At 50.8% G+C, this 25,944-nt stretch carries 26 protein-coding genes and 2 pseudogenes; 6 read left to right on the top strand and 22 right to left on the bottom strand.

What is annotated here, in order from left to right; genetic code table 11:
* Window positions 1-110: 110 nt before the first annotated feature.
* The 3 genes from TU75_RS15215 to TU75_RS15205 are packed head-to-tail and all read right to left on the bottom strand — an operon-like array spanning window position 111 to window position 2,384.
* Window positions 111-596: a hypothetical protein gene (locus TU75_RS15215; protein ID WP_060549385.1), complete on the bottom strand. Its 486-nt coding sequence runs from the start codon at window positions 594-596 to the stop codon at window positions 111-113.
* 59 nt (window positions 597-655) lie between these two features.
* Window positions 656-1,264: a hypothetical protein gene (locus TU75_RS15210; RefSeq protein ID WP_060549384.1), complete on the bottom strand. Its 609-nt coding sequence runs from the start codon at window positions 1,262-1,264 to the stop codon at window positions 656-658.
* The gene (locus TU75_RS15205; RefSeq protein ID WP_060549383.1) at window positions 1,254-2,384 is read right to left on the bottom strand and encodes an XRE family transcriptional regulator; all 1,131 of its coding nucleotides are present in this window, start codon (window positions 2,382-2,384) and stop codon (window positions 1,254-1,256) included. Before TU75_RS15205 ends, TU75_RS15210 begins: the two co-directional genes overlap by 11 nt.
* 299 nt (window positions 2,385-2,683) lie before the next feature.
* On the opposite strand from TU75_RS15205, the gene TU75_RS26660 reads away from it, so the two are divergent.
* On the top strand, window positions 2,684-3,511 hold the full coding sequence (locus TU75_RS26660) for a pentapeptide repeat-containing protein (protein ID WP_082630424.1): 828 nt from the start codon (window positions 2,684-2,686) through the stop codon (window positions 3,509-3,511).
* Between the two features lie 77 nt (window positions 3,512-3,588).
* Here TU75_RS26660 and TU75_RS15195 read toward each other — a convergent pair whose 3' ends face one another.
* The 6 genes from TU75_RS15195 to TU75_RS15170 all read right to left on the bottom strand — a co-directional run bounded on the left by TU75_RS15195 (window position 3,589) and on the right by TU75_RS15170 (window position 9,280).
* A complete protein-coding gene (locus TU75_RS15195) occupies window positions 3,589-5,367 on the bottom strand; it encodes a coiled-coil domain-containing protein (RefSeq protein ID WP_231981943.1) in 1,779 nt (592 codons plus the stop codon).
* 124 nt (window positions 5,368-5,491) lie between these two features.
* Window positions 5,492-5,998, bottom strand: coding sequence for an ABC-three component system middle component 5 (locus TU75_RS15190; RefSeq protein WP_060549380.1), 507 nt, complete (start codon window positions 5,996-5,998; stop codon window positions 5,492-5,494).
* The gene (locus tag TU75_RS15185; protein ID WP_060549379.1) at window positions 5,992-6,564 is read right to left on the bottom strand and encodes an ABC-three component system protein; all 573 of its coding nucleotides are present in this window, start codon (window positions 6,562-6,564) and stop codon (window positions 5,992-5,994) included. The genes TU75_RS15190 and TU75_RS15185 overlap by 7 nt, the downstream gene beginning before the upstream one ends.
* Window positions 6,561-6,854, bottom strand: a complete 294-nt coding sequence (locus TU75_RS15180) for a hypothetical protein (protein WP_060549378.1) — start codon at window positions 6,852-6,854, stop codon at window positions 6,561-6,563. The genes TU75_RS15185 and TU75_RS15180 overlap by 4 nt, the downstream gene beginning before the upstream one ends.
* A gap of 335 nt (window positions 6,855-7,189) precedes the next feature.
* Window positions 7,190-8,515: a methylamine utilization protein MauJ gene (mauJ, locus tag TU75_RS15175; RefSeq protein WP_060549377.1), complete on the bottom strand. Its 1,326-nt coding sequence runs from the start codon at window positions 8,513-8,515 to the stop codon at window positions 7,190-7,192.
* A 174-nt stretch (window positions 8,516-8,689) separates the two neighbouring features.
* Entirely contained in the window at window positions 8,690-9,280 is a 591-nt protein-coding gene (locus tag TU75_RS15170) for a hypothetical protein (RefSeq protein ID WP_069665467.1), read from the bottom strand.
* Window positions 9,281-9,397: 117 nt separating this feature from the next.
* On the opposite strand from TU75_RS15170, the gene TU75_RS15165 reads away from it, so the two are divergent.
* A complete protein-coding gene (locus TU75_RS15165) occupies window positions 9,398-10,135 on the top strand; it encodes a hypothetical protein (protein ID WP_060549376.1) in 738 nt (245 codons plus the stop codon).
* Window positions 10,136-10,663: 528 nt separating this feature from the next.
* Here the strand turns inward: TU75_RS15165 and TU75_RS27350 are convergent.
* From TU75_RS27350 to TU75_RS15150, 3 genes are all read right to left on the bottom strand, one after another.
* The gene (locus TU75_RS27350; RefSeq protein ID WP_141719227.1) at window positions 10,664-11,344 is read right to left on the bottom strand and encodes an HNH endonuclease family protein; all 681 of its coding nucleotides are present in this window, start codon (window positions 11,342-11,344) and stop codon (window positions 10,664-10,666) included.
* On the bottom strand, window positions 11,341-12,870 hold the full coding sequence (locus TU75_RS26655; protein ID WP_082630423.1) for an AAA family ATPase: 1,530 nt from the start codon (window positions 12,868-12,870) through the stop codon (window positions 11,341-11,343). The genes TU75_RS27350 and TU75_RS26655 overlap by 4 nt, the downstream gene beginning before the upstream one ends.
* Before the next feature lie 249 nt (window positions 12,871-13,119).
* Window positions 13,120-13,614 (bottom strand): hypothetical protein, encoded by a 495-nt coding sequence (locus tag TU75_RS15150; protein WP_060549373.1) that lies wholly within the window; start codon window positions 13,612-13,614, stop codon window positions 13,120-13,122.
* A 101-nt stretch (window positions 13,615-13,715) separates the two neighbouring features.
* On the opposite strand from TU75_RS15150, the gene TU75_RS15145 reads away from it, so the two are divergent.
* From TU75_RS15145 to TU75_RS26650, 3 genes are all read left to right on the top strand, one after another.
* Entirely contained in the window at window positions 13,716-14,819 is a 1,104-nt protein-coding gene (locus TU75_RS15145; protein ID WP_060549416.1) for a CHAT domain-containing protein, read from the top strand.
* Window positions 14,820-15,431: 612 nt separating this feature from the next.
* Window positions 15,432-15,965 (top strand): 3'-5' exoribonuclease, encoded by a 534-nt coding sequence (locus tag TU75_RS15140; protein WP_060549372.1) that lies wholly within the window; start codon window positions 15,432-15,434, stop codon window positions 15,963-15,965.
* On the top strand, window positions 15,958-16,365 hold the full coding sequence (locus TU75_RS26650) for a hypothetical protein (RefSeq protein WP_082630422.1): 408 nt from the start codon (window positions 15,958-15,960) through the stop codon (window positions 16,363-16,365). The genes TU75_RS15140 and TU75_RS26650 overlap by 8 nt, the downstream gene beginning before the upstream one ends.
* Here TU75_RS26650 and TU75_RS15130 read toward each other — a convergent pair.
* The 10 genes and pseudogenes from TU75_RS15130 to TU75_RS28595 all read right to left on the bottom strand — a co-directional run.
* Window positions 16,337-17,263, bottom strand: coding sequence for a DUF6685 family protein (locus TU75_RS15130; protein ID WP_231981945.1), 927 nt, complete (start codon window positions 17,261-17,263; stop codon window positions 16,337-16,339). The two genes, TU75_RS26650 and TU75_RS15130, sit on opposite strands and share 29 nt — an antisense overlap.
* Window positions 17,264-17,570: 307 nt before the next feature.
* Window positions 17,571-17,762 (bottom strand): hypothetical protein, encoded by a 192-nt coding sequence (locus tag TU75_RS15125; RefSeq protein WP_060549370.1) that lies wholly within the window; start codon window positions 17,760-17,762, stop codon window positions 17,571-17,573.
* A gap of 221 nt (window positions 17,763-17,983) precedes the next feature.
* The gene (locus TU75_RS15120; RefSeq protein ID WP_060549369.1) at window positions 17,984-18,586 is read right to left on the bottom strand and encodes a DUF262 domain-containing protein; all 603 of its coding nucleotides are present in this window, start codon (window positions 18,584-18,586) and stop codon (window positions 17,984-17,986) included.
* A gap of 513 nt (window positions 18,587-19,099) precedes the next feature.
* Complete coding sequence (locus TU75_RS15115; protein ID WP_060549368.1) at window positions 19,100-19,558, bottom strand: thiol-disulfide oxidoreductase DCC family protein; 459 nt, start codon at window positions 19,556-19,558, stop codon at window positions 19,100-19,102.
* Between the two features lie 13 nt (window positions 19,559-19,571).
* Window positions 19,572-20,047, bottom strand: a pseudogene (locus TU75_RS26640) (endonuclease); the annotation flags it as partial.
* On the bottom strand, window positions 20,034-20,489 hold the full coding sequence (locus TU75_RS15110; protein WP_231981947.1) for a hypothetical protein: 456 nt from the start codon (window positions 20,487-20,489) through the stop codon (window positions 20,034-20,036). The gene TU75_RS15110 and the pseudogene TU75_RS26640, both read right to left, overlap by 14 nt.
* Window positions 20,490-20,950: 461 nt before the next feature.
* Complete coding sequence (locus TU75_RS27345; RefSeq protein WP_141719228.1) at window positions 20,951-21,421, bottom strand: hypothetical protein; 471 nt, start codon at window positions 21,419-21,421, stop codon at window positions 20,951-20,953.
* A gap of 189 nt (window positions 21,422-21,610) precedes the next feature.
* Entirely contained in the window at window positions 21,611-22,156 is a 546-nt protein-coding gene (locus TU75_RS15105) for a tyrosine-type recombinase/integrase (protein ID WP_046485307.1), read from the bottom strand.
* Between the two features lie 961 nt (window positions 22,157-23,117).
* Entirely contained in the window at window positions 23,118-23,822 is a 705-nt protein-coding gene (locus tag TU75_RS28600) for a methyl-accepting chemotaxis protein (RefSeq protein ID WP_420875634.1), read from the bottom strand.
* 201 nt (window positions 23,823-24,023) lie between these two features.
* Window positions 24,024-25,046: pseudogene (locus TU75_RS28595) on the bottom strand (methyl-accepting chemotaxis protein); the annotation flags it as partial.
* Between the two features lie 355 nt (window positions 25,047-25,401).
* Between TU75_RS28595 and TU75_RS15095 the strand changes: the two are divergent.
* Window positions 25,402-25,860, top strand: coding sequence for an Hsp20 family protein (locus TU75_RS15095; protein WP_003232172.1), 459 nt, complete (start codon window positions 25,402-25,404; stop codon window positions 25,858-25,860).
* Window positions 25,861-25,944: the final 84 nt, after the last annotated feature.

The raw sequence follows: 25,944 nt of genomic DNA, 5'->3' as shown, positions 1-25,944 counted from the left end.
GTTATGTCGGGCTAAAGACATGAGTGGGCTCCCGCTGCTCGTGCGCTGGATACTCCAGCCCAGAACCCATCTCGGTGCTTGTTCTGTTGCGATCCAGACTAGCGACTACCCTAGCTCAAGGTTTGCGTACGGAGCCACGCTTCCACTTTTTGCCATCGGCCAATCTTGGAAAGCTGTGACCTTGCTGTATCTAGAATCTCAAGCAGTCGCTGTCTTTCCGCACGAGAGGGGAACCAGTCATCAATCTCGACGCTGCAGTGGTTGGACTCGCTCAGTGCCCATCTCACAATCATGTCCGCAGCAGCTCTGCGGTGATCCGCCATGTACAGCCGCCGTCCTTCAACAGACCATCCACGCTTTGCTAGCTCATCGGTCACGTCGATGATGCCAAGGTCACCAAAGTAGGCTGTGGTGTCAGGGTAATGAATGCCTGCTAACGACACCTTGGCCTCCCCGGATTCCCGATCAAAATAGGAAAGGAAATGCCACCCACCCGTGGTGCTTTCAGGATGGGGGAAATTGATGGCGGCTTTCCCTGTTACGTAGTGCTGATGCGAGACGCGTTTGAGGTCAAAATCGAACAGAGGCTGCTTCATGGGGGCGAGTCCTAGACGAGCGTTCGCGGTGCGTCCATCACTGCGGCCTGCGTGCCTTCTCAATGCCCCGCGTCAGCGTCAGTAGCCCTGTTGGCGGCATGCAGATTTAGCCGACACTGTAGCGCCATGCCATAGGCTGTCACTAGATGGGTAGCTAGAGAACCTCCCATCTCTATGTGTTGAGATAGAACCACATCGTGATCTGCATCTGTCAGAACATTGGTGAAAATGAGCCAAGAATGCATGTGAGGAGTTGTCTGTGTTATCGCTTGAGCAACGCTTTCTGAGAGTGCTCTGGCTTTGCGATCATCGGTGATGAACGCTTGACGAATTCTGCTTGCGAATGCGATTGACGAGAGCTCGCCCTTACCCAGTTTTTTTCGGCTTTCAAGGTTTGCAATGGCCTGGAGATCGTCAATGCTGCAGGAGTGGGACGCGAATTTACCCCTGGATTGCTCTTGCTTGAGGCGCTTCCTCAATTCTAGGTCGGCTACAGTAGGGGAGGTGCGAGGCTTGACCAAGCATTCGTATAGGACAAACCCCGTCATGCAAAATTCACAGCTTGCCTCTTGAGTCGCAGCATACAGCCGGCGCGAAGACAAAATGTTCCAAACCGAACAGGTGTCGGCAACATTGATCTTGTGGAATTTCGATGGATCAATAGCCATGTATTGTCCTTCCATATAGAGAAGCAAGTGCCGCCAGTTCGCCGTAGCTGCAAAGGAGAGCTTCGGCTAGCCTGCCGAGGCTTATGATGCCTTGGCTTTGCGCATCTAGACATAGCCTCACGTAGTGATCGGACAGTCCTCGTTCGAGTAACGCCGCTTTCCTGGATCGCTGTTGGGCGGTGAGGCTCTCTGGAAGTTCGGGGTCTATCTTGGCTTGCCGAGTGACCCGGTATCCCCGGATACGTCGACTGGTTTCAAGGTCAGCGCGCTTTGCAGCCTTCAAAGCGATTCCCAACGCGTCACAACTCACTCGGAACTTGTTTGCCCAATCTTGGGCATCTCCTTCAGACCAGGTAGCTGGGGCGGGAAGCAAGCGAATCGTTTCGGGAGGCATCAGGTAGCAGGAGGCGAACCTGTTTGCCCGTACCTCCCTCATATCTTTGTCTCCCGGGATAGTCACGCTTGCCCCTTGGTCGCTATCAAAAATACAGTGGGCCATCTCGTGTGCTGCACTGAACCGCTGTCGGTAAACGTCCTCGGTGTAGTTCACCAAAATGCATTTACCCGCGACAGGGTGCATCACGAATAGGCCTGAGATTTTGGAGTTGGACAGCCTTCGCCTGAAAACATGCACGCCTACTGAGCGAAACTCGGAGTAGATGTCTCGGGGAACCTCTCTGTCGGTATGACCCATCTGCTGGCGAAAAGCCCTTGCCGCGCCTTCTGCGTGACCAATGAAATAGCTGCCTTGCGGAGTGTATGCAAAGGTGCTGGCAGCACCACGGAGCTCTTGGGTTAAAAACTCTTCGGTTTCGCAGAGGTACAGAAACTCTTGAATGGCAGAGCGATCCTCTTTCGAGAACTCCCGGCCATGCGCCCGGTAGAGCGTTTCAGTTTGTTCGAACGGAGCGACTTGTTCGTTCGAGATGAAGAATTTGAAATCGCATCGATAGTAGTCTGCGAGGATGAGCACCTCGTCTCCAGTAGGCTCCAACTCACCTTTCTCGATACTACTCAGGCGTTCAACGTTGATGGCAGTGAAGGCTGCGACTTCGTCAACAGATCGCTGAAGCTGAATACGGTAACGTTCAAGCTTGTTGCCAAGGGCCTGGAGATTCATTGCTTTTTTGACGTCCTGTTAGGCAATGCACCGAGACATCATAGTCGTTTTTGTTGCAAAAACGTCCGTGGGATTCTGGCTACGCAAGGGAGGCCGCCTTGTATCTAGCCCAAATTTTTTGAGGAGGATGCGAGGCTTGACGGTCACTCGCTTTTTTTCCAATATGCGTTTGCGCCATTGACGGTGGCGTTCAGCCCTAGCTTGGTGAAGCCTCTGCACCGTCGTTTCAACCTCCTCTCCTGCCACCTTGAATGGTCAGCTGATACTAGGGCTTAGCGTTGACCGTGAGAGGCTAGGCTATGAACTTCCCTGATACTCCTTCGCTTGCTGCTTTCAAGTCAGATGCTACTGTCCTGCTTCATGAGCTACGCAGTGGCAGTCGCTCTGCATTAGACAGAGCAATTCGCGCTCAGTTAATCAGTTCGGGCCCTGCCAACAGAGACATCTGTCTTCGCATTCTTGCTAAAGAATACGGTGTGACATACAAAAAAATTGTCGCTAGAGATCGGATGATTTCGCGATATGCCGCTCATTGTTTTTCTCAAGGTTTTTGGCGGCAGCCCTATGAAGGCGAATTTCGTAGAGCCCGATTTTTACTGCAGTTTGAAGCGCTTGTTGAATGCCTTCGTGACCAGGTTCCTCTTGCAATAGCTGCGGACAAACGGGGAGTGGATTTCAGTGGATTCCATTTCAGCTCGTTGCTATTCAGCAGAATTGGGCTCGTTCTCAAGCGCAAGAAAGTCCCTGATTTCAGCTATCTTCAGGCGCCCGGGAGCCTAGTGCACTATCACTGGTTTCAAGATGTTCAGAAGGCGAGTCACTCGAATTTCAGCAATGCGAAGTTTTACTCTATTTCCGCAGATCCTGTAGTTCAACCAGGAGCCTACGGCTGGGAGACTGACTTCAGCCAAGCAGATTTGAGAGGTGTTGATCTTCGGGGTGCATATCTTCGAGGTGCCTGCTTTTTGGGGGCTAAACTCGACGGGGCTGATCTACGCAATGCAAATATCAACCAGTGCATATTTACCGGGGCCAAGGGGGCGTTCGTGAGCGGCGAAATTCTTTACCACAATTGGGACGTTGGCCCGAAGGGTGTTATCCCATGGCTGCCAGACGATGAGGTCTAAATCGTAACTTCTGGTTTCTGGTGCCCCGCTCACGCGCCCAGATTGAACACTGGGCGTCGTAGGGCGCAGCAGGTTGGCTAAAGATTTAGCGTGTGCATCCCTTTTGCATAATGCGGCCCTACGCAAAGTGCAGTTTTATCTAGCACTGGGTCAACCATGGAGGTAGTCATGATGACCTGAAAAGGCGTGGAATTATGATGCGATAGGGACTCTACCAAGACTCGCTGAAAATTTTGACTGCGGTCGGAGTTCATTCCCTTGTCTTCTGTGTTGTCCAGCAACAAAAGCCTAGGGTAACGCATCGTCTGATCTTCCAACGACTCCAGTAGGATCGCAAGATGAAAGCTATTCTTAAGGATCGTTTCCGAACTTGCGGAGAATTTTGAACGGCCATCAACAAGCATAAAATCTTTGCCGAAATCGAACATCACCACTTCGGCGTCATTGAAGGCCGGCTCGAAACCACCATCTTGCTTCAGCAATTCGACTGTCTTTTCAGAAATGCGGCTTTCAACAGTTTCTCTGCGCGTGCTAGTTTGACCCCTCTTAATCTTGATGTCTTCTGCCAGATTTAGAATGGACTCATTAAGAACCCGTTTCTTCTCGATGAGACCCTCTATCGCAGCAACCAGCTTGGCTTTCGTTTCGTAATTTTTAATCCGCTCCTCTACGCTTCCGATTTTTGCAGAGACCTCGTTAAGTTGCAGAGTCCGGTCGGAGCTTATACGTAAAGTCGTGACATGCTTGGCCCTTAAAGCTTGAAGTGCAAGCTGGTTAGATTCCAGATAATGGGAATGCTCACTAAACTTCGTCCTCATTTCAAGTAATACTTGAGTGCTTTCCTTTTTTTGAAAAATCAGCTCATTCAAGGCTGCTAAATAAGAAGCCTCTCTAGAGTTTGTATCGATCTCGGTTTTGCACAGGTGGCACTGATCTCTCTCATGATTGGTAATGGCGGAAAGACAGCTTGGACAAAACTTAAATCTTACTTCGCCAAAAAAGTCATAGGCAGTCTTCGACTCTTTAAGGGATTTGATTCTTGAGTCTATTGCCGAAATAAAAAGTTCGGATTCTACAATTTCATTCACCATCTCCGCCTGCTTAGCAGTTCGAATGTCGATCTCCTTAGAGAGCTCACCAATGGCTTTGGCTGCCTTCTCCGCCTCTACATTAAGCGCCGCGTCAGAGGTCTCTTCAGGTTGGACAATCAGGCGCTCGCGTTCCGCAAGAAGCTCCTGTAGTTCGATATTGGAATTCTTGATGGCAGTATTGAGTGAGGTCTCACGCAAGGTGCCTTCGGATGGCGATACGTATCTGTAGATTGAGTCTAATTGCCCATCAATTTTGGCGAATTCTGATTCGGCTTTTGCGAGCTTTTGCTTCAGCGAGTAAATCCCGAGATCATCAAGGCCGAGCAGGAAGTCACCTATCGCCTGGCGCATGCTAGGCTTGTCGAAGGTAGTGTGCTCAGCTCTCAAGATCTTGTTTACTGCGGTGCCTTGGTCGACATAAATCAGTCGCAAGACTTGATGAATAGTCAAGTTGGCAAAGTCATCAGTTTGGTCGTGAGGCCAATCTAGTAACTCAAAAATTTGTTGAGAAAAGCTCAATTTTTCGTCGGTTCGAATCAAACCATATTTTTGCCACACGGCTGACGTGCCTGCTTCGCGGAGTTCATTGTATGACCCTCCGAAAAAGCTCATGGGTGGCTTCTTTCCAGGCTCTACCGTCCTGTGTATGGTCATCACGTGACCGTTAATCTCAATTTCAGCAAAAACTCCATCACAGGTTTGTGCTTCTTCATTCCACCGATCTTCGGCTATATCCCCACCGAGGCAGCTAAATAGAAAGTCCATGATTGTTGACTTTCCGACACTGTTAGCACCTCGGATTATATTGACGCCTTTGTGGAACACTGCGTCATACACCGCCTTCCCCGACCTGGTAATTATAAATCGGTTCACAAATAATGTTGAAGGCTTAGATGTCATAAATAAATTCCATTAGGCCGGAGCGAGATTTGAGTCCGTTCGATCCGTAAAAAGGTGCTTCTGGCAGACCTTTTGTAATGACTATGAATGCGTCGCTCCTCAAAAACTCATCGGTTTCAAGGAGTGCAATATAAACGGGCGGCAAAGCGTCTGGTTCTAACTGCATGATGCCTTTATCGAATTCGGATTTCGATAAACAACCTTTCGCAATAAGCTCGAGTGTTGCTGCCTTTTGGAAGCTTTGGAGGTCAAAGAATGTGCGAGCGGGATTTGTCAAATTTTCAAACTGATCTTGAATGTTAGCGGTTTTTGATTTGTACTTGCCGATTTCCCTGGGCCACGGTTTTATCGCCTTAAGCTGGCTAGGGAACAAATAATAAAAATCAAGCATGCGAAACAGGGGCCAACTAATTGGCGTGCTACCAGTCGCATTGAGAATTGATACTATTCTGTAAAGACAGTGGTTTGCATCGAAGGCTGGGTGATACATTAGCATTTTGGCTTCTCCCAGATCAAATGGCACTTCCCTGTGAGAAAATATAACATCCCTGAAATCATGTACTGATCTATTGTGAAGTCTTCCGCCATAACCTCCCGGTAAATGGTATCGACAATTCCGTTGAGGATTACCCCATCGATAACATCATTCGGGACACCTTGTTTTATTAGCGGTCGAATGGATTCTTCGAAGCCAAAACTAATTTTTTGGAGAATGTAGAGAAAGATAGCCTGTCGTCTTCGATTGAGCTGGGACTTCATTGATCTCTTCGCAAAGGCATCTTTGCGCTCGATTGCTACCTCTAGCAAATCCTCACGCCCCCCGTTTTTGAGTTTTTGCTCCAGACCGATCATCGGAGACTGAGTTTTCTGGTTGGTAAAAAAATCCAGACGTTCGATGAAGTACATGAAATCTTCATCGTGCTCACTCAACTCTTGGATTCTTGCAAGTGCGCGAGTAATCGCAGTCGGATCTGCAGGGGGTAGGTTGATGACATAGTTGGTGTCATCACCCACACGCACGCCGCCCTGGATGTTTGAGCCCCAAATGCTTGCTTTATTCATTTGGGCGAGTTGTTTGTGTCGTTGCCCGCCCGCACTGAACCATGAACTGTGGAACCCTTGATGTTCACGGTATTGCTTCCAGTGCGTCCTTTTGTACCGGCATTAATCAATGCCACGCATAATGCGAAGGTCACAACCACCAGAAGGCACATCAGAGCGAACAGTTCGGTATGCGTCAGATTCTTGAGGTAAGGCGAGGAGATGATTTGCGGATAAACCGTGTACCCCAACAGGCCGGCTAGCGCCGCACTGCCGCAATACTTGACAGCGTTTTTCCAAAATTCGTCCATGATGAACCCAAGCTGGTAGTCAAAACGCTATCATCATGTATCCGAGGGCCTTCGTAAAGCCACGGAACCGCGAACTCCCGCAATCGGATGCTAACCGACGGCGTTAGCCTTTCTTTTGACGTGGAGCCGCCTGCATACGTAGGCTGGTGTCGGTTTAGATCGACGGATCTGAGGTTTTTCACGCAGTCCCGGTATCAGACTAGGGGGCCGTGAGGGATCCAGCGAGACGCCTGTTTTTGAAGGGCGACTTCTGCGGTCGGGGGTACCAAGAACGTGCTGAGGCAAGCGTGATCATGTGAAGGGGCTTCACCACCCTGGGTGGCGGCAATGTGCGTTCAACCATCTTCAGGGGGCCTCCCCTCCAATGACGCTTTGAGCCCGTCAATGATCTGACGATGCCCGGTCAGATCAGGCATTGCGTTGAAGAGCACGAAAGGCTCTGATTTACCTAAACGCTGCTGCAGGTTTGAAGACCAGATTTCCACCGACGCATTGCAGTACAAGGCGAATTTAAACTCTTGTAGAGACAGCTCCGACTCGATGTCACTTCTACTATCACGCCGCTCGTTTAGTAAACCACAACCCGCTAGGGGATCAACTAGGAGACGCTCATTTCTGAAATCCATCCAGAAAATAAACGCCACTCGACCGTTGGCCGACTCCAGGCGAACACCTACCTTTCCGTCATCCATACCGGTGGATGTAAGGCGCATGTTTCCTAACGGAGTGCATGATTTTCCTTTGCGTGCGAGTACGTAAAACTCATCAGGAATTTCGTATTGCCGATTAGGGACGAGCTCACCCCGCTTTAGCCCGTCCAACTGCTCCTGGTCAAACAGGGTGCGAAATCCTTCGAGCTCATAGAGGTGCTCCCGGTCATATGCCCACCGTGCTGGCACCCCAAGACGCTCCTCCATAGCGAGCTCAGCAAGATGCCTCATCAGTGGCTTGTCCATGTGAATCCGCTGGTGGTCATCCGGATCATCTGGATCTACGATATCGTCGCGTTCGGCATGGGCGATAGCATGGCGGCCTTGTGTTGCTAGGTAGTCGGAAATGTCGGTGCCAAGAGCCTGCAACTCATCACGACGGGCAATTGAGTCTCTGTCCGTTAATACCGGGAGGGCCTGCTGGATCCACGGCCCTCGTTCTCGGCCAACAGGCAAAGAGCGGGCAAACGCTTTGTAGAATCCGAGAAACGAGTAGAAGGGATTGCTGAGTGACAGCCCTTCGCGATAGTAGGCCATTGCTTTGCGGGCTTCATCGCTTTGAGGGGAGTGGAGGTTCTCGTCAGAAAAAAATTCGGTAAAGGCATTGTTGCGAAGCATGCCTACTCGATGTGGATGGCTACCACCACCCCACATGACGATCTCTACTTTCGCACCCTCACGCCAGGCAATTGCAGTTGCCAGGCGCATCACTGCAGCTCGCCCTTCATTGGCAGTCATGCCTTGACCATTAACTCGAAGCGCAATTGCAGGAAGGCTCCGATGCTCCCCTTCGGATATGGCCGGTTGCAGCAAAAACTCTAGCCCCTCAAAGGTTATCAGCTGAGCCCTATTCGGCCAGAAAACCTGGGTTTCCAGCCCGCCAACCACCCATTCACCTCGCTGGGCTTGATATTGCTCTGCGCGTTTGAATGGATCAACGGTTGCGAGCATTGTGAAGCTCCTAGGGTTCGGCGGTTAGGTGACCACCAACTTTCTCACGTGTCAGTAGAATGCGATTCGATTTATGCAGTCACCCATCCTGTAGCTTGGCCTGCACCAGTTCGCCTGCGCCACGTTGAACTCTAGGTGAATAGTAAAAGCATAAAGGTTGTTTATCCGTCCCAGCTAGCACTCAGTGGGCGCATAGTACCCATCGGGGTACGGTAATCGACCGTTTATGAATCTTACAAACTCGAGAAGAGTCCTCAATGCTGCATGTAGCTCTTCTGCAGAACCTATAGAGTTTTCCTTAAACGCATGGATAGCGTTTCTCCGGCGCTGCACCGTACGTACCCAAGGCTCCCAGTCTTCCTGCTGCGACCAAATTCTCTTCTTGAAAAATACGATCAAAGGTTCAAGAGTCACCCCATCTGGATCCACGGTATTTCCGGTTCTTCCGTTCTTGATAGCCAGAGTGTCTACTAAATATTCTTGGTAGTAGACAGACAGCAGCAACTTCATCTGGCCCTCAACCAAGGCGCCAAGGTTTGTCCAGGCAAGAATTAGTTGACCATCGCTCAATGGGCCGCACCACCCACTCAGTTGTTCCGCAAGCGAGCTCTGCCACTCAAGCATTGATTTGCTCAACAACTCTGCTGCATCAATTGGCGCCCACCCATGAGCGTCCTTCCAGAACGCCATCATGCCTCGGATCAACGTGCCGATGCGTTCGACTGTTTCCGGGAGGGGCAAAGCGCTGGCTTTCATATAGATCATATCAACGATAATCCTGAGGGCAGGATGAGTGGCCTGAACCTGCGATGGTCTTCTTGACCAATTCGGCTCCATTGACCTACTGCGAGCTTAGCCAATCCTGTTGTTCGGAACAATTACATGCCCTTTGTAGGATTCAACCAGTTGGATTGGACGGATCCAGCAGTTGCGATGACGCTAGTGACGAACCTATCACAGGGCAATCCGTTTACAGGAGGGGTAATCAAGTGCAGCGACGCGTTTTTAGTCGGACGCGTGCTTGGGGATCTCCTAGGCGCAGCCTTCAACACTGCTCCTGATAAGGAGGTAGCGGCGAAATTTGAGCCCCTGGTGGAGTGGGCTCAGTTGGAGGCGCTGCGGTTCGCGATAGAGATGAAGCAAATGTACGACATCACGGAAGAAATAATTACACCAATGCCCGTGCTTTCTAGAGATCCAGCTAAGCGCGTGCAGGCAATGGTGGAGCTAGCCCAATGGATTAGCACGGATCTCATCAGTAATCGGCATACGTTCCACCAAGCATGCTTCGATCTAGGTTACCGACACGCCTGGCTATTTAACCTGCTGGCGGCGCAACACGCTGATCAGGCTGATCCGAACGAGTATGAGGCAGCAGCATCAATCGCCCGCAATATTGTCAAGGCGCTGCTTTCTCGTGCGGAGTATAGCCAAGAGCAAATGTTCCAATCCTTCGGGTTCGTAGATTTTATGGCTTTTCTTGATCCTTATTTTGACGATGGGATCAACCTCAGCGATGCACAAGAAATGAATGAGGTGATTGAGGCTATCCCGACCGATGAGCTACTGGCTAGGTTCCCAATTAGTGTCGTAAAAGGCGCAGACTCCATATCCCCGTAGTCCTACACAGGACTCGTGCGTCTTTCCCCGTGCTGGTTGACTGGGAATGGCTGAAGGGCGGCATCAGGGCGTTGTTTGAAAGCGGGGATCGTTGCCCAGCTTTCGTTTTTAGCCAAGATGGAATGGTAGGCAGTTGTCGCCTGGTAGAGCCTTTTAGGCTTCTTCCTCCTATCAGTGATCCTGAAATCGAGGTTTATGTACTAGATGAATCCTCAGCAATGAACATCGCGATCAAGATGACATGAAATGAGGTGAAAGAATTTCATGCCAAGCGAAGCTAGGGGTACGACGCGCCAGCTTGATTGGACTTCATCAATAACTATCTCAAAAAGAAATAGTCGCCTGTTTAATGAAGCGCCATAGGGGATTTCACCGTAGCAAACACGTCCGGATCATGCACGCAGGCTGATGACACTCATGAGCGCATCCGGCATCACGCTACGTAGCTAACCGCAGGTAACTAGGTAGAACGTCTTGGTGCCCATAGATCGATCTGAGTTCAACATGTTTATGATGTTTAGGTGCACGCTAAATATGCTTCCAACCTTCTTTGGTTAAGATCTGCGCATACTCCAGTAGTTTTTTTGAACGGGATCGATTGCTTTCAAAACACTTCAGCGCTAGGAGCTGTGCCTTGCCAATGCGGTCGAGCACAATTTTTTTTCCCGCCTCAATCGTCTGGATTTGATCAAGCTTACAGTCTATGATCATGTTTTTCGCTCGGTTGGCTTTAGGAGCGTTGGCTTTGATTATGTAAATCCACGACTCAATAATTTCGATATTTTCGAAGTAGTCATCAAAATATGGGTGAATCCATCGAAACTCACCGGCCCCAGCAGTTAAGCCTAGTGCCAAAGAAATTGTTTCATCACCCATATCTTTTGTAGATTTTTGCATGTTGCATGGGTGGCATGCTATGGCCAGGTTAACAGGGGAAAAAGCCCATTTTCGATACTTTTCCTTGGATTTGTCTAAGTAATGTTCAATATCTTCTGCGGTATTTCGTCTTTCTATAGATATTTTTCTCCTGCAATATACGCATCTTCCCTGTTGCTGCGTTCTAAGTAATATTCTGAGAGAATGCTTTAGAGGTGCAAGCTGCGTATTGTTCCATTCAATCTGTCCCTCAAGATATTTTGTTATACCGGTAGAGTGTCTCTTTATAATATGTCGATGATTTGGGTATAGCTTCCCAGGGCCAAAGCTCATGAAAATCTCTCCCGAAGTTCATGAATACGACTCATTGTGCTGAAAAGAGGATCGTCCTGGTCGAGTTTTATATTTTGGTTTAGAAGGGTGTCTGCTGCTTTGATAAACCGTGCAGGGTTTTCGTTTGCTTCCATCAACGTGCTCAAGCATTCTTGTATCAACATTGCGACGGATAAAGATCTAGGTGAGTTAAGTCCGAACTGTTCGGAAAGAACAGTGTCAGTATTTCGGCCGTAAAGCTCAGATTTAATCCACGGGGCTTCGGAAGGTAAGTTGCATATTAGGCTGATATCATTTGGTGCGCTGGAGACAATCAGTGGAGAGTGGGTGGCGATAACGGTGGTACATTCATCAGCCATCTTGCCAATAATTTTCACCATGTCCTGTATTATTTTGGCCTGCCAGTGTGGGTGAAGTGAGTTCTCAGGCTCATCGAACAAGATAAGTGTTCCGTCCCGCACGCAAAAACAAAGTGCGAGAGTAGTAAGTAGATATAATCGCTCGCCAGAGCTCAAGTTTGATAAGGTGAGCTCTTCACCATTTTTTTGGAAAACTAAATCAAGTAACGATGCCTCGCCATTGGATATACTTACAAGCCGATCTTCGGTCTCGTAGGTTTGTTCTAATGTGCTGGATAGCTCTATTATGATATCTAATTCGGAAGCGCGGGCATTATACTTTATTCGTAAGCCTTTCTTGTAGGCAGTCCGGGAAAAGCGGAGCCCTAGCTTTCTACTAAAGCCAATTTCTTCTAGGACATTTCCGGCCATTTCACCTGATATGCCGTTACAGCCCTCGCCTAGCATGTAGTGTGCTAGTAATCTAAATGGGGCTTTTTCCGATAGGATGTTACCTTTTGCTTTATTGCCAAAATATAGATAGTTAATCTTAGCGTTTTCAGCGTCTCCTTGGAGTGGGAATCGGTCATAAGCAGTTCCAGATAGGCAGATTATCCGCTTGTAGTATTCTTCGGGTGCTCCGTGTTTGATCAATGATCTAAGGTATCTTGATTTACCTGTGCCATTAACCCCAGTTATTATATGGAAGCTTCCTCGGTGTGGAGGGTAGGGATAATTTTTTTTGCTATTTTTTTCTCCTGAAGATAACAGCTCGTCTTCATTTTTTGAGGAGGCGTATAAAAAATCATCGAGTGCGGGGAGGAAGGGAACTATCTTGTGTATGAGCCGATTTCTCTCAGACTGAATCTCTTTGTAACGCTCCTGAGTCAATGCAGTATTTAGGTTTTTGCTAGCTTTTTGATATTCTGATTGCGCGCGCGCTATCTTTGAAGCGAGCTTTGCTGCGTTGCCATTTATTTTGGCGTGCAGCAGTGAATAGCGGTTTGCTTCTCTCTGTCCCGCTGCAATAGCTGATGGCGTGACGGCTCGAGATGCATTCGCCATCAAAACCAATCTTTTCTGCTCTGCTTCGGCTGCTTCATATACCAGTTTTGTTCTTTGTACTTCGAGGCCAGCGATCTCTGCTTGACGCCTAACCACCTCATCACGGTAATGCTCTGAGTTCATCTTTTAATATCCCCTCTACACGCCGTCCAGTTTCATATAGAAAAGCTAGGCTTTGACTTTCTGCTGAAGCTTTGGGTTTTAGATGTCGTTAAATTCGTCATGGCTGATCCCCAAACCATCTTGATTGTTATCGACGTTTATATCGCTCCTGCTGATTCAACGGCGTCTCCTTGTCGCGTCGTTGGTACTCGGTGGTTGGTGGAGGTGGCGGTATTTTCTGCTCGCTACTTTGTGGCTTTTTTTCATTAGTCATGCGATTAACTCCCTGATGATAGTAAGCACGGCGAGTAGAGCAAATGCGCTCGCTCCGATTGTGATTTCCTGGTAGGCCAAATCTAGCGGTTTCGACTTTTCGTCGATAGCTGTCTTGAGGATCTCGAGGGTATCGACATAGCAGTTATAGAGATGCGCTTTTTGCGCTTCTCCATCTACCGCCTTCAGATATTCTGCCGTCTCACGACTGGAGGGCAGACTTGGGTAGGACTTGATACTAAGCGCACTGAGCGCGTGCCCCCAGGCACAGGCTATAGAGAACGCTGCCACGGCAAATGCTACGAATGCACACACGGCTAGTGGGGTTTGGATCTGGAAAAGAATCCCATTTTTCAATGCTGCTAAGGCACTGAGCCCAGCCACCAAAACTGACACAGCGGTAAAGAATTTAGCACTTTTATTCTCTACCTGATCGAAGCGACCTTGCTCTTCTTTGAACCTGTCTTTCAGGTACGAAATCGTTTCATCCATCGAAGCGCTAACTCCATGCTAGACAGCTCATAGGCGCAATCCCCTTGAGCCTGATCGCGGTATAGTAGCGATATGGAGGCATGGACAGAAGGGAATTTGTTATGAACACCGATCAGTACCGTACGCAGGTAGCCAATATTCAAAAAGGCATTGCCAAGCTTCAGGGCGAAAAAGCCAGGAAAGTCGATGCCGCTGCGAAATCAGGTAAAAAAAATCACGACGCCTTGGCCGCAGCAGCACGCGCATCTTCGGCGTCGACCGCCACGTCTAAACTCCGAGAGGCGACTAGGTACGCCAGTGATCAGGCCAAAGCCGAAACAGAGGTTGGCAGAATTGAAAAGAAAATTGCCGATGAGCATACAAAACTCGTTACCGCACAGAAGCGTCTCGAGGATGAACTGAAGCGAGAGCGCAAACGGCAAGACACTGCTCAAGCTAAGCGAGTTACGGAAGAGAAGAAAGTCATGGCTGAGCAGAAGCGCGCCGCCCTCCAGCAAGGTCGTGTACTCCGTGACCTGAGCCAAGGCTTTTCGAGGCACGAAAATCTGCACGTTCAAACCGCTCTGGAAATTGAGCGTCTGAAGGCTCTCCCAGGGAATATTACCGTCGTCTTCTTCGCTGCTGACCCTGGCAACGACTCAACAACTAAGCTTGGGCTCGATGAAGAAGCTCGCTTAATCGGTGAGCGCATCCGGGCCTCGGAATATAGAGATGTTCTGGTTTTTCACACACGGTGGGCGGTACGACCGCGAGATGTGCTTCAAGCCATTAATGAATTGCAGCCGACCGTGGTTCATTTCAGTGGCCATGGGACAAGCGCCGATACGCTTGTGCTACAGGACGATCAAGGTAATGAAAAACACGTCACCAAAGAGGCCATCGTCAGTGCCATGGCGCTTGGTGCCGAGAGCGTGAAACTGGTGTTCTTCAATACCTGCTTCTCCTTCAATCAAGCTCAAGGTTGCTTGCACCACGTGCCAGCGACCATTGGCATGAATAGAGATGTAGGGGATTTACCTGCACGAATTTTCTCTGCGCAGTTTTATTCTGCAATCGGCTTTGGACTTTCCATCACCAAGGCGTTCGAGCAGGCTAAAGCATTGGTTGCAATGGAGACGCCTGGTGAGGAATCGATACCAGAACTATACGTCCAAGAAGGTTTGACTGAAGAAATGCTGACGCTCGTTAGGCCGCCTTCACTTTAAACACTGGTTCAGCTGTTCTGGGGCCACGGCACGAGTGTTGCTCACATCAATCCTATTCGATTCGATATCAGCAGTTGAGAGCACTTTCCAAGGCCCTGCTTCAGTGACGATGCAGAGCCTGCTTCATAAAACGTTCGGCGACCATCCTGCCTCCTAGTCCATCGGTAATCCTCATCGCTTCTTTTTGAACTTGACCATTCGGGCTCGGCTGGCGTGAACCAAGCCTTCGCTGCACCAGGTTTTGGCCCTCCGGGCGGTCATCCTCAAGTTTTCGGCCCGTGCGGGCTGAAGCGCTTCGGTTGCATGGCAGGCCATCACTGCGTGATTGAGTCCTGCGCGTGCTCACGTGAACCGCTTTAGCTATTGGGTAGGTTTGATCAATTCGAGCTATTTGCGCACAAGCACTTTGATCTGATCATGCGCTTCGATGATCTGATCGCTAATTTCTTTTGAAGTCGATAAATATCACGCGCCGCCCGAAGATGGTATCGCGCAGCACCCGGCAAACCTCCCTTGCTGTGAGTGCAGGCATAGACTCGTCAGGGCAATCGGTTAAAGTCATAAAAGAAACCAGCTGGTTTTGATCGTTTTACCAAAGCTACACGGGCAGACATGAACCAGGTACTCACAGGGGAGGAGGGGATGAAGCTATTTTTGGATTGCGAGTTCACCCAGCTCAACCGGGACACGAAGTTGATTTCGCTGGCACTCGTGTCCGAGGCCGGCCACGAATACTACGTTGAACTCACAGACACCTACCAAGTGGGAGACTGCAGCGACTTCGTGATCCACAACGTCCTACCCCTGCTCGACCTGGCTGAGCACGGGAAAACCTTGGTCGAAGCCCAATCCTCACTACTTGCTTTCCTGAGCAACCTGGAAGGCCCCCTTGAGGTTTGCTCGGACGCTCCGGACTGGGACTGGGATCTGTTCTGCCAGTTGGCGTACGTAAATCATCGTTGGCCAGCAAATGTGGTAAATCGCGCAACCAACCTGATCCTGATATTCAGGCATCTCCAAGCGGATGATATTGGCAACATAACGCTCCCAGAACTTCCACATCACGCGCTGCTGGATGCTCGCCTCTTAGCCGACCTTTACCGTCGACTGACTGCCGGTTCATATCGAGGCACTGAACATGAATGATGATCTTCGTACGCGTGAGTCTGCCAGGCGCAAAGCACTATGGACACTGTCGCACCTGATCCCAGGTGATCCGAAGGCAGCCGCGATTCTGGATGTTCTAGACGGCATTGAAGACCAAGAGCGCGTCGACTTAAACCGTAGTCATCCAGGCCTCGATATCGATGCTGTCCGCAAAGCAGTTCTGATTGAACGCCACAGTTCCGGTATCAGCATTGTGCGCGAGGCAGGTATTCCCCAGCCATGGCGTGAGCGCTTTCTGCAAGCGAGCACCGGCTCGACGCGCCTGGTCGATGGCCCGTACGCCTATGACTGGGACAAATTTCTGACTCAATGGCAGGCTGAAATGCGGCATTTATATGCACATAGGGCTGCTAGACGACCGGGACATGATGACCCGTAGCATTAGCCAGCTTCTGGAGGTAAAGGCCTAAATCCTGAAACCCAGCCTCACGCAGTACCTCAGATACCTTCCCAGCGCGCTTCTCCGCTTTAGGCAGGAATATCGCCGCCTGGTCAGTGTATGGACGTGGGAGATCCTTCCAGTAGTATGTCGCCTCAAACCTCTGCATGGCTCGGTGAAAGTCCATTTGCTGTTTGCAGTGCCATGACAACACAAACATGTCGAAATCGCGTCTTAGGCTCGCCAAGGCGACCTGATTAATTCCGTAAACCTTATACCGCCCTGTGAGTGGGACGTTGACCCCGATCCGTTTCGCGATGTACTTGGCCGCTGCGAAGTGGTGGGAGCCTCCGCTGTTGATCAAGAACACTCGTCCGTCCCATTCCCAAGTGGAGAAGTAATCGTGATCTTCTCTTGAGATGATCCGGATCTCGTCCCATCGGAGATTCTCTTCAAGCTTTTCTTGGGTAACAGGTGTGATCATTGGCTGGGAGTTGCGCTCAACCAAGGCGTCCATGCTTTTGAACCTGCGCAGCTCTGACTTCGATGCGGAAAAGCCGTCGACCTGCTGAATATCACAGTTCCATCGCTTGATCTCCCTAACTGTACCCAAGCTGAGAAGATCCTCTCGGACTAGGCTGGTCGAGGCGTAGTTTTGATAGGATCCAGGGGAGCGTGTCCATCCATTGAGCCTCCGCCGGTACATCCGACTTGTCTCGTACCCCAAGTCGCCAAAGTCGTTCCAACGCACCACTTCGCTTGCGCTGATACCCTTTCGATGCTCGACCAAGTGCCTGTTCAGGCCGACGTCTGCACGAAGCAAGTTTATCAGGGTCGCCGGCTGGCCGAAGTCCTCCAGTAGAGAGTCGCGGAGAAATTTGATCGCTTTCTTAAGCATTGGCGCTTCCTATATGTCTACCCCGGCGCGATGCACGAGATGTCTCAGCACAGAATGTAGCACTGCGATATGGAAGGCTAACCGAAACATAGCTGCGGATTCCGGATGAGGTTGCTACGACCTAGAGCACGAAAGGCTGATCTAGGCGACAGGATCAAATCTCTGTGTAAGCAGGCGGGGGAGGCAGACCAGTTTTCGGAAAGCCGCCGAGCTGTTCCTGCCGTGGTATGGCTTTAGGTCGTGGACGTTTTGTAGCTGAATCGCGGGCCTTTATCTGCACCGATTGGTGGTTGATCCTTAGCGAAAGCTATTTCTTAACCAAGCCTTTATACAGCTCACGGGCGGCAACAATCTGGTCTCGAATCTCTTCAGGGTCAATCCTCATGCCACCACGAGGCGTGACCTGAAGCGTCTTTAAGCGGTTCGCAGCCTTGATGAATTCCCGTTCTTCCGCCTGAACCCACGCGGGGCGCTTGTCTTTCCAAAATAGCCAACCCATTTGCCCGGCCTCATCTTTAATCGGATGCTCAGCAGTATGTGGGAGCGGTAGCCGATGTCCAAGTAAGAAGGTGAGTCGGATCGCTCTGCAAGCGGAGCGCGCGGGCCAGGATGGTCGAAGAGCGTAAGGATGGAAGCCCGAAGGGCCGAGACCCAGCGCAGCGGTGCTCGGTTTACGACAGCCGATCCCGAAGGGATACGCCCGACCGCCTTGATTAAAAGTTACCGAACAGCTCGTTGATCAAATGACCGAGGCACTACGCCCAGTGCGCAAAGATCGTATGTCCTGCGCAATGCCACCTCGTCACCAGACGACACCCTGACATGGGTAAAGATCGTCGACAGAAAGCGTTTCCTTTCGCCGTTGCCAAGCTCAGACCAAATCCTTGGTTGTCCCTGTGCATCAGGAATTGCCAAACGGTCGAGGAGATACTCTTCCAGGCTGTGCAGACGTTGCTGGCCATCAATCAAAATTTCACTGTTTACGGCCAATGCCCTGCTACCGATCACTGGCTCGTACCAGTCATTTGTGAGGTAGCTTCCCAGATCCCCGCCTGACCATACTGCGGAGATGAAGCGAGACTTCTGACCGAGGTTCCACTCCAGTCCACGCGCCCAGTTTGGAACGGGCATGCCCATAACGAACCGCGCAGCCCATGGAAAATGTTCACGAGCGGAGGAGGGGTCTAAGAGATACTTTTCCAAATGGCCCACTAAGACCTCGAGGGGACAATGACTGACGGTCGTGGGCAGAAGACGCTGAGGCATCTTGATGTGCATGTCTGATGTTCCGCCGTCGGCGTAGCGTTTAAAAATGGAAGTCATGGTTTTCCTGGGGCGTTCAGATAAGGCGAAGTTTTCGATTCAATACGGGTGCATCGCCAAGCGTCGACCGTTTCGATGATCAACAGATCTCGTTCGATAGAAACGTGGATCTGGTCGCTGTCGACAAGCGCGTGCACATAGCCTTCGATGTAGGATGCTGCTTTATCGAATGCGGAAGGTGAGTCGGATGACTCAATGTAACTTATCAGTCGTTCCCAGGTTCTCCGCTGACGGTTGCCCAGGATCGTCTCGGGAAACGATATCGCTCCCCGCAGAATCTGAATGGATGAAGACATTGATTGGGTCAAGGCTGATTTCTCACCGTGTATATACAATTGAAAACGGTGTGTTTTGGTGAAACTTGAGCTGGAGCGAGGATTTTTTGTTCAGATGCTGCAGGGACGCGAATGCCCCCTTCAGCAATAGAAGGCATTCGTGTTGTGTGTAAAGCGGATAACGAAAAGACCATGCGTTCGATCATATATCACCGACCCTGACGCCTGAATCTGAGGTCTAGTGAACCACTGCGACGTTTGCTTTCAAAAAGCGCTTATCGTGATCTGCCGCTGGAAGGTGGGTGGAGTCGTACTGACCAAACAACCGATAGCGATTTACCGCGATTTTGTCGTACATCCAATCTCGCATGGCTGCTGGTACAACACGTGCAGCAGTGAGCCAGCGCCACGGGGCATTTAGGCGACCTAAAATTTCGAACATCGCCTCAGAACGTATGGACACCTTGTTGTTTGAGATGAGAACAATGGTGTTGAATTTGTCCTGCGGCAGTCCGGCCCACCTCAAAAGCTCTTGGCCCTCAGGCGACTGAACCGCAGCGAGCTGAATTCGGTGAGCCTTGTCATAGTGGATGATGAACCTAGCCCACCCGTTGCAGAGCTTGCATGTGCCGTCGAAGAGAACTGCCGTGTCGCCGGATTGTAAGAACGGGGCAGTGGATTCTTTTGTCGTGGTCATTCAGTCTGCTGTTTCATTTACAGTTCCCTGCCTTTCGGTAGCCCGCAGATTTAGCAGCGGATTCTGAGTCGAAGGTTACCTGGTTCTTCGAGGACACCTTGTCGTAGCTTGGGCAACCTTCAGGTAGATGGTAAACGTGGCTTTTACTATTGCCAATGATGTACCCGGCTGACTCAGAGCGTGATGCGGTTGTTGTTTTTGGTGATTGCGCCGACTTTGCCGTAATGCCGATGAACACTCCGTCACCCACCGGCTTATAGCCTTGAGTCCAACTCCGTTCTTTAGTCACGAAAGGATTGGGATGCCCCGTGATCGCGGTGACACGTTTATTTCGCTCCTGATCCCAGGGCGTAACGGGAAACTGCTTGTTCCATGCCATCAGTAGCTGTTGCTGTTGGCGAGACATATTAAGGTTTTACCGCTCGAACATTTAGAACGTCGTCCTTGCTACCGATCCTTCACCTTGTCTCGCGGTTCAGTCGCACGCCTTGGCCGACTGGCGCCACGAATCCAAGTCATCGTCGAACAGGTCTGGCTCATGTCTCTGCTGCTCTGAGGAGGCGTCCGCTTCCACGGCAGGAGACGGCCCGTAGATATTTTCAGGCGACCAGTCATCTTTGAAAAGGAACATATCACGCGTAAATTCAGCGATTCCGACTTTGCTGTTGTCTAGGATGTCACGAGCAAAATGTCTGAAAATCCTGCCTCCATCAACGCCACGTCCGACATCCTTATCTTTGACTAGAAGGACAGTCCAATTCTCATACAACGCGCCGGCAGCAATTTTCGCCCAGGCGAGGTGAAACAACTTATAAGTCACACCGACAAACATGGAGTCATACACCACGACAAGCGTCCCTTTGGACGCATGCAAAAGCTTCACGGGGGAGAGAACTGCCAAGGTAATAGACTGCTCGATCAAATCGATCACCCTTGTGTCAGGTTGTCCTTCCCAGAGCACTACGAATCTCTGAATGCACACGACCTCGAGTGGCATGCAGTCAACAGCCGAATAACTGCTTTGTAGAAAAAATCGTGTACGCGCCCTCACCATCATCGTTGTGAGGCTGCTCATGTTCGGTATAAAGCCAGCGGGAATAAATCATGTCGGATACCGTTTTGGCGAAGGATTTTCAATTTATATGTGGGGCGTCACTGTGGCGCGCCGAGACATCGATTGGTAATGGCTGGAAGTTAGCGGCAGAATTTGCTGTGGTATTTTGATGCTTTATCATTGGTATAGCGTCTAAAGAAACGAGGGAATGGTTTTCCCAGAAGCTACCGATAGTTCGAGGTGCTTGAGTCAAGAAGAGTGCGGCTAGGAACGTCTGCCGTGTCGACGATCCGCAAGATTTCGTTTTATGAAAATATCGATCTAGCCTTCTACAATTCTCAGTCCAAAGCTTTTTCAAATTTAAGGCTTTGAAGTCTCATTGGTAGAACTTCAGTAGGGCACCAATCAAGCGCAGCAGAGATGCATAAATGCCAGATCACCATTTGGATGCGGAGAACATCTTCCGTGGGGTGCCGCCACATCAGCTTGCGTGGTTTCAGAATTGATTTGAGAGTATTGACAACCCCTCTGGGGTAGCGCCCGCGACCGTCTCTGTCCGCAACTACAGCGAATGCGAAACAACCGCAATCTTGGTAGCTGTCCGAAATCTTTCTTAAACGATTTCTAAGCTCTTTCTTGCTAATTCTAGAGGCAACAATCCACCAGATTAACTCAACGTCTTCAAGATCGATCCATTCGGGCGGTATATCACAGTTGTTTTCATATTGCTCAAATGGAAGCAGGTTGGTTGGATTCAGTCTCCCTCGTGACGGCTGTCCGAAAGTTAAATCAGCTTGTTGGTTGTTCATTCATTTCTTCTTAGTTAAGGCGTAGGCGTAACAGGGCTATGAGGTGCGAAAGACGCCATTTTTTGGGGTGTGGGCAATTGACTAACTTGTCAGGTGTCTTTCGGCAAGAATTTCGGGTAGGTAAGCCCCACTAAAGACTATTCCTTAAGCTTAAAAGCTTGACCCGGTCTAGCCCTTTCACTGTTCGTATTAGTTTTGCGGCGGGCGCTTGTTGATAGCGTAGTGATGGGTCATGTTCCGGCTGATTGTGCCCATGGCAGGATTGAAACGCTTGAATACCTGCATCGCCGCTTCTGCCTTAGCTATAATTACCGAACGACGTACGACGTGTGGCGAGCGTCCACCATGGCTTACGTTCGCAGCCTTCAGCCAGCTCACAAGCTTCTTACGAAGTTCTTCAGGCTTCATCGGAGAGTTTGAAACTGAGCCGCTGGGAAAAATGTAGTCGTTCTTTGAGCTGTTCCTCAGGTTCAGTATCTCTACTGCAAGATCTATGTCTTGCTTTGGCAGTGAAACTGCTCTGAAGTTTACTGTTTTCTCGACTCCAAGCACTAAGTCTCGCGATTTGATCGGCAAATATTCGCTGGGCCTCATGCCTGTGAGCATTAGGGAGAAAAGTAACCGGTCTGTAAGCGAGCCTTTCTGTTCGAGAGTTTCTTTTATTTGCATCAGCTCACCTCGACTAAAAGGCCTGGTCGCTTTGCTTTGCATATCTTCTTTTGTTTGACTCATCATCAATAACCGTCATGAGAGGGCTGCCATTTAAGAGGAGTGGCTGCGCTGACGTCAAGGTATTTTTGCACTTTTCTCGGCGTATGGTAATCTTTTAACAGTATATTAAAAGTAGACTCTTAATTTGATTTTGTAGTTTTTAGAAAGTTTCTGGCACGGCTTTTTTTATTGGCTTTTCGGTATAGTTCTAGTGGCGGGGACTTTATTTTTTGCTTAAGTTTTAAGTGTTGTTGCTGCTCAGCGATTACCTCGAATGCAATTGATTAAAAGTTTGTTGATGGCTTTTGCTTTTGAATTGAGTGGCGGTCAACAATTTATATTTATAGCGGAGGCCGGTTATCCATTGTGCGAGTTTCCGTAAAAGACCGACGCCGAAATTACAAAATGTGGAGTTAGCGATTGCAGAGCATGAGTGGTGACTTGAGTAGTGTTTCGGTAGATCAAGTCCTTGGTGAGGTTACGATGCGGTGGGCAGCCGGTGAGCATAGAGTTTCACAATGCTGATCCTCCAACTCTGGGAGCCGCCTCCTCATGCGAGCACGCTCTGAGACTGCAAAGTACCGCAAGTGATCGTCAGACCGAACCGGGTGGCGGGCTTGGCTCAGGTATTTTGTCCTGAGTTTCTCCCCTCGTTAAGGTGCAACGCTTAACATGCAACGAGTTGCACCTTTGCAAACTTTGGGGCGACGACGGGCTACGGTAATATTTCATTGGCAGAGAGCCCGGATTCATTGATGTTGACTAAGGTGCAGCTTAAAGCTATCGTAATGGCTTTTGAGGAGGTATTGGGTTGAACCTTATATAAGAGTTCGAATCCCTGGTTTCCCGCCAAGATTTACACAGAAGCCTCGCGAAAGCGGGGCTTTTGCGTTTCTGGGGCTCCGTCGGAGTGTGCAGCGTCGTGCAGGCGCGAGAGCGGTGGATCGCCTCGTGACCGCGTCACGAGGCGCCTGGCTCCGGATATTCAAATCTTGAAACGCGTCACCATGTTCTGCAAATCGCCGCCCAGGCGTGCCAGCTCTGCAGTCGATGCTGCGCTTTGCTCGGTTGCGCAGGCAGACTGTTCGGCAATGTCACGCACGCTTAGTACGCTGCGGTTGATTTCATCGGCCACTGCGCTCTGTTGTTCGGCAGCGGCTGAAATCTGTTGGCTCATCTGTTCAATCGTGCCGATGGACTGATTGATTTCAACCAATGCCTGTTCAGCCTGACGCGCCAGCACCACGGTGCCCTCGGTGCGTTGCAGGCTTGCATCCATCAAACCTGACGCGGCGCCTGTGCCCTGTTGCAGGCTCTGGATCAGCGCTTCGATTTCAGTTGTGGAGTGCTGGGTGCGCTGTGCCAGCGAGCGTACTTCGTCGGCGACTACGGCGAAACCGCGACCTTGCTCACCGGCGCGCGCGGCCTCAATGGCGGCGTTGAGCGCGAGCAGGTTAGTCTGTTCGGCGACGGCCTTGATCACGTCAATCACGCTGCCGATCTTGCTGCTGTCTTCGGTCAGGCGCTGCATGGCTTCGCCCAACTGCTTCACTTCACCGGCCAACTGACCAATTTCCCGCGTGGCGTGCTGCACCACACTGCTGCCATGGGCCGCACGTTCGCTGGCCTGTTTGGCAGCCCGCGAAGCGTCTTCGGTGTTACGCGCTACTTCCTGTACCGTGGAGGCCATTTCGTTCATGGCGGTGGCGACCTGGTCGACTTCGTTTTTTTGCAGGGTGACGCCCGCACTGGTTTGCTCGCTGACAGCAGACAATTGGTCGGCCGCCGTAGCGATCTGCGTGACACCGTTGCCGATGCCACCGATCAGGCCGCGCAGGGAGACGGTCATGTGCTGCATGGTGTTCTGCAACAAGCCGAGTTCGTCCTGACGGGTGGTGAGGGTGTCCTGCGTCAGGTCACCGTCAGCAATCCGGCGCGCGGCAATGACCGTATCATTCAATGGAAGGGTTATCTGGCGGGTGATCAGAAACGCAGCAAAGATACCCATCAGCAAGACCACCAGCGCGACACTCAGCAACTGAACGACGGCGGTGTTCTTTTCTTTTTGAGCGCCAACAATCTGCTGTGCCGCCAAATCATCGGCCACCACCGCTGTTGCGATGGATTGCTTTTGCAGGTTGCCGCGAACCTGATCGGCCTGCTGAAGCATTTCCGAGATCGACGACATCAGCACCTTATACTGTTTGAGCGCGTTCAGCGCGGTATCTACAGCGGCGTTCGCCTGGCTTGGCAATTCGCTGCGGGCCGCCGCCACCTGGGCGATCAGTGCGTCGGCAGAGTTATAGGTCGCTTGACGGTTATCGGCTGAGGGGATACTCAGATAGCGGCGAAACACCAGCCGGAAGTTGGTCATGCCGTTACGCAAGTCACCCGCGATCTTGACCTGCTTTATGCCGGTCTCATCCGGAGCACGCATGGTGTCGTCAATGGTCTTTTGCAGCAGGTTTTCGAACGTGGCACTGACCTCGTCCGAGACCTTGATCAAGGGTTTCAAGGCATCATCGATTTTCTGATTGATGCCGACCAATTGATCAAACGTTTGCTTCAGGCCGCCAACCTGCTCCTTGATGTCACGCAGCCTGGCCAGATTGCTCGACAAGTCGAACACCTCAATGCCCTCATCGACACTGCGGCTCAGCTTGTCCAGCGCACCGCTGTAGGCTTGCACGCCGGCAGCACTCGGCCCGGTGGCGTAGGCCTGTGCGGCGATGCGGGCGTTGAGGACATCAGCCTTGATCTCGGCGACCTTGCCACTCTTGCCAAGGCGCTCGATCAGCAGGTTGGTGCTGGAGTAACCGATTGCGGCGACGGTCAGCACGCCCAGCAAAATAGCGGCGAAGCCCAACCCGAGCTTCTTGCTGACTTTCAGGTTATCCAACCATGTTGCGCTCATCAGGTGTGTGCCTTTGATTTATTTCGAGATGCCCGTGAGTCGGCGCCAAGTCGGGTAACTTGATAGTCGGCATGACGACATTCAGCTCGCCAACTAATTGAAAAACCACACACCCCTTGCTTTACAGGGCGTTCAGCCCTTTATGAAGATTTATTTAATTTTGCTTAACGGGCCTTTCCCCCGATGGCCGGTGAGCCGACGAGCGCTACGGGATTTTCAGCGCAGGGCCACGTGCCCTTAAAAAAATTTCAAATCCGGCCCTTGAAATCTTCCACCCCGCACATAAATTCCCTTCACGCGACGCCGAATCAGGGTCGCGCATTAAATCACTTGGATCTAATCAGGAGATTTTAAAATGGCTACTACTCTTTCTCTGGCCCCTCTGTTCCGTCAGTCGGTGGGCTTTGATCGTTTCAACGACCTGTTTGAGTCTGCGCTGCGCAGCGAGGCTCCGAATACCTATCCGCCTCATAATGTAGAAAAGCACGGTGATGACGAATATCGCATTGTCATTGCAGTCGCCGGGCTCACTGAAGCGGATCTGGATATCCAGGTCGAGAAGGGCGTTTTGACGGTTGTCGGTGACAAACGTGAAAGCGAGAAAGAGGTGACTTACCTGCACCAGGGCATCGCTCAACGAGCCTTCCGGTTGTCGTTCCGCCTGGCCGATCACATTGAGGTGCGCGGGGCTTCGCTGAACAACGGGTTGCTGAGCATCAATCTGCTGCGCGTGGTGCCTGAAGAGGCCAAGCCCAAACGCATCACGATCGGCAGTGACAGCGATCCGCAACTGCGTCAGGTGAGTTTGCAGTAAGTGAAAAAACGCTGGGCGGGCGGTGTGAAAACACGGTCTACACCGGCTCACAGCAAATGCCCCGATTCGTCGGGGCATTTGTTT

Origin of the sequence: Pseudomonas poae, from assembly GCF_001439785.1 — a bacterium.
Taxonomy (GTDB): domain Bacteria; phylum Pseudomonadota; class Gammaproteobacteria; order Pseudomonadales; family Pseudomonadaceae; genus Aquipseudomonas; species Aquipseudomonas poae.
This window is presented reverse-complemented; position numbering and strand designations above follow the sequence as displayed.

Bases quoted from the DNA above. Each gene is read 5' to 3' on its own strand.
- TU75_RS15195 (WP_231981943.1), bottom strand. From the start codon at position 5,367: ATGGACTTTCTATTTAGCTGCCTCGGTGGGGATATAGCCGAAGATCGG.
- TU75_RS26650 (WP_082630422.1), top strand. From the start codon at position 15,958: ATGAATGATGATCTTCGTACGCGTGAGTCTGCCAGGCGCAAAGCACTA.
- TU75_RS27350 (WP_141719227.1), bottom strand. From the start codon at position 11,344: ATGAGCTTTGGCCCTGGGAAGCTATACCCAAATCATCGACATATTATA.
- TU75_RS15170 (WP_069665467.1), bottom strand. From the start codon at position 9,280: ATGATCTATATGAAAGCCAGCGCTTTGCCCCTCCCGGAAACAGTCGAA.
- TU75_RS15165 (WP_060549376.1), top strand. From the start codon at position 9,398: ATGCCCTTTGTAGGATTCAACCAGTTGGATTGGACGGATCCAGCAGTT.
- TU75_RS15125 (WP_060549370.1), bottom strand. From the start codon at position 17,762: ATGGGTTGGCTATTTTGGAAAGACAAGCGCCCCGCGTGGGTTCAGGCG.
- TU75_RS15215 (WP_060549385.1), bottom strand. From the start codon at position 596: ATGAAGCAGCCTCTGTTCGATTTTGACCTCAAACGCGTCTCGCATCAG.
- TU75_RS28600 (WP_420875634.1), bottom strand. From the start codon at position 23,822: ATGGCCTCCACGGTACAGGAAGTAGCGCGTAACACCGAAGACGCTTCG.
- TU75_RS26655 (WP_082630423.1), bottom strand. From the start codon at position 12,870: ATGAACTCAGAGCATTACCGTGATGAGGTGGTTAGGCGTCAAGCAGAG.
- TU75_RS26660 (WP_082630424.1), top strand. From the start codon at position 2,684: ATGAACTTCCCTGATACTCCTTCGCTTGCTGCTTTCAAGTCAGATGCT.
- TU75_RS15095 (WP_003232172.1), top strand. From the start codon at position 25,402: ATGGCTACTACTCTTTCTCTGGCCCCTCTGTTCCGTCAGTCGGTGGGC.
- TU75_RS15145 (WP_060549416.1), top strand. From the start codon at position 13,716: ATGAACACCGATCAGTACCGTACGCAGGTAGCCAATATTCAAAAAGGC.
- TU75_RS15190 (WP_060549380.1), bottom strand. From the start codon at position 5,998: ATGCTAATGTATCACCCAGCCTTCGATGCAAACCACTGTCTTTACAGA.
- TU75_RS15120 (WP_060549369.1), bottom strand. From the start codon at position 18,586: ATGACTTCCATTTTTAAACGCTACGCCGACGGCGGAACATCAGACATG.
- TU75_RS15185 (WP_060549379.1), bottom strand. From the start codon at position 6,564: ATGAATAAAGCAAGCATTTGGGGCTCAAACATCCAGGGCGGCGTGCGT.
- TU75_RS15130 (WP_231981945.1), bottom strand. From the start codon at position 17,263: ATGCTTAAGAAAGCGATCAAATTTCTCCGCGACTCTCTACTGGAGGAC.
- TU75_RS15180 (WP_060549378.1), bottom strand. From the start codon at position 6,854: ATGGACGAATTTTGGAAAAACGCTGTCAAGTATTGCGGCAGTGCGGCG.
- TU75_RS15140 (WP_060549372.1), top strand. From the start codon at position 15,432: ATGAACCAGGTACTCACAGGGGAGGAGGGGATGAAGCTATTTTTGGAT.
- TU75_RS15105 (WP_046485307.1), bottom strand. From the start codon at position 22,156: ATGATGAGTCAAACAAAAGAAGATATGCAAAGCAAAGCGACCAGGCCT.
- TU75_RS15150 (WP_060549373.1), bottom strand. From the start codon at position 13,614: ATGGATGAAACGATTTCGTACCTGAAAGACAGGTTCAAAGAAGAGCAA.
- TU75_RS27345 (WP_141719228.1), bottom strand. From the start codon at position 21,421: ATGAACAACCAACAAGCTGATTTAACTTTCGGACAGCCGTCACGAGGG.
- TU75_RS15115 (WP_060549368.1), bottom strand. From the start codon at position 19,558: ATGACCACGACAAAAGAATCCACTGCCCCGTTCTTACAATCCGGCGAC.
- TU75_RS15210 (WP_060549384.1), bottom strand. From the start codon at position 1,264: ATGGCTATTGATCCATCGAAATTCCACAAGATCAATGTTGCCGACACC.
- mauJ (WP_060549377.1), bottom strand. From the start codon at position 8,515: ATGCTCGCAACCGTTGATCCATTCAAACGCGCAGAGCAATATCAAGCC.
- TU75_RS15205 (WP_060549383.1), bottom strand. From the start codon at position 2,384: ATGAATCTCCAGGCCCTTGGCAACAAGCTTGAACGTTACCGTATTCAG.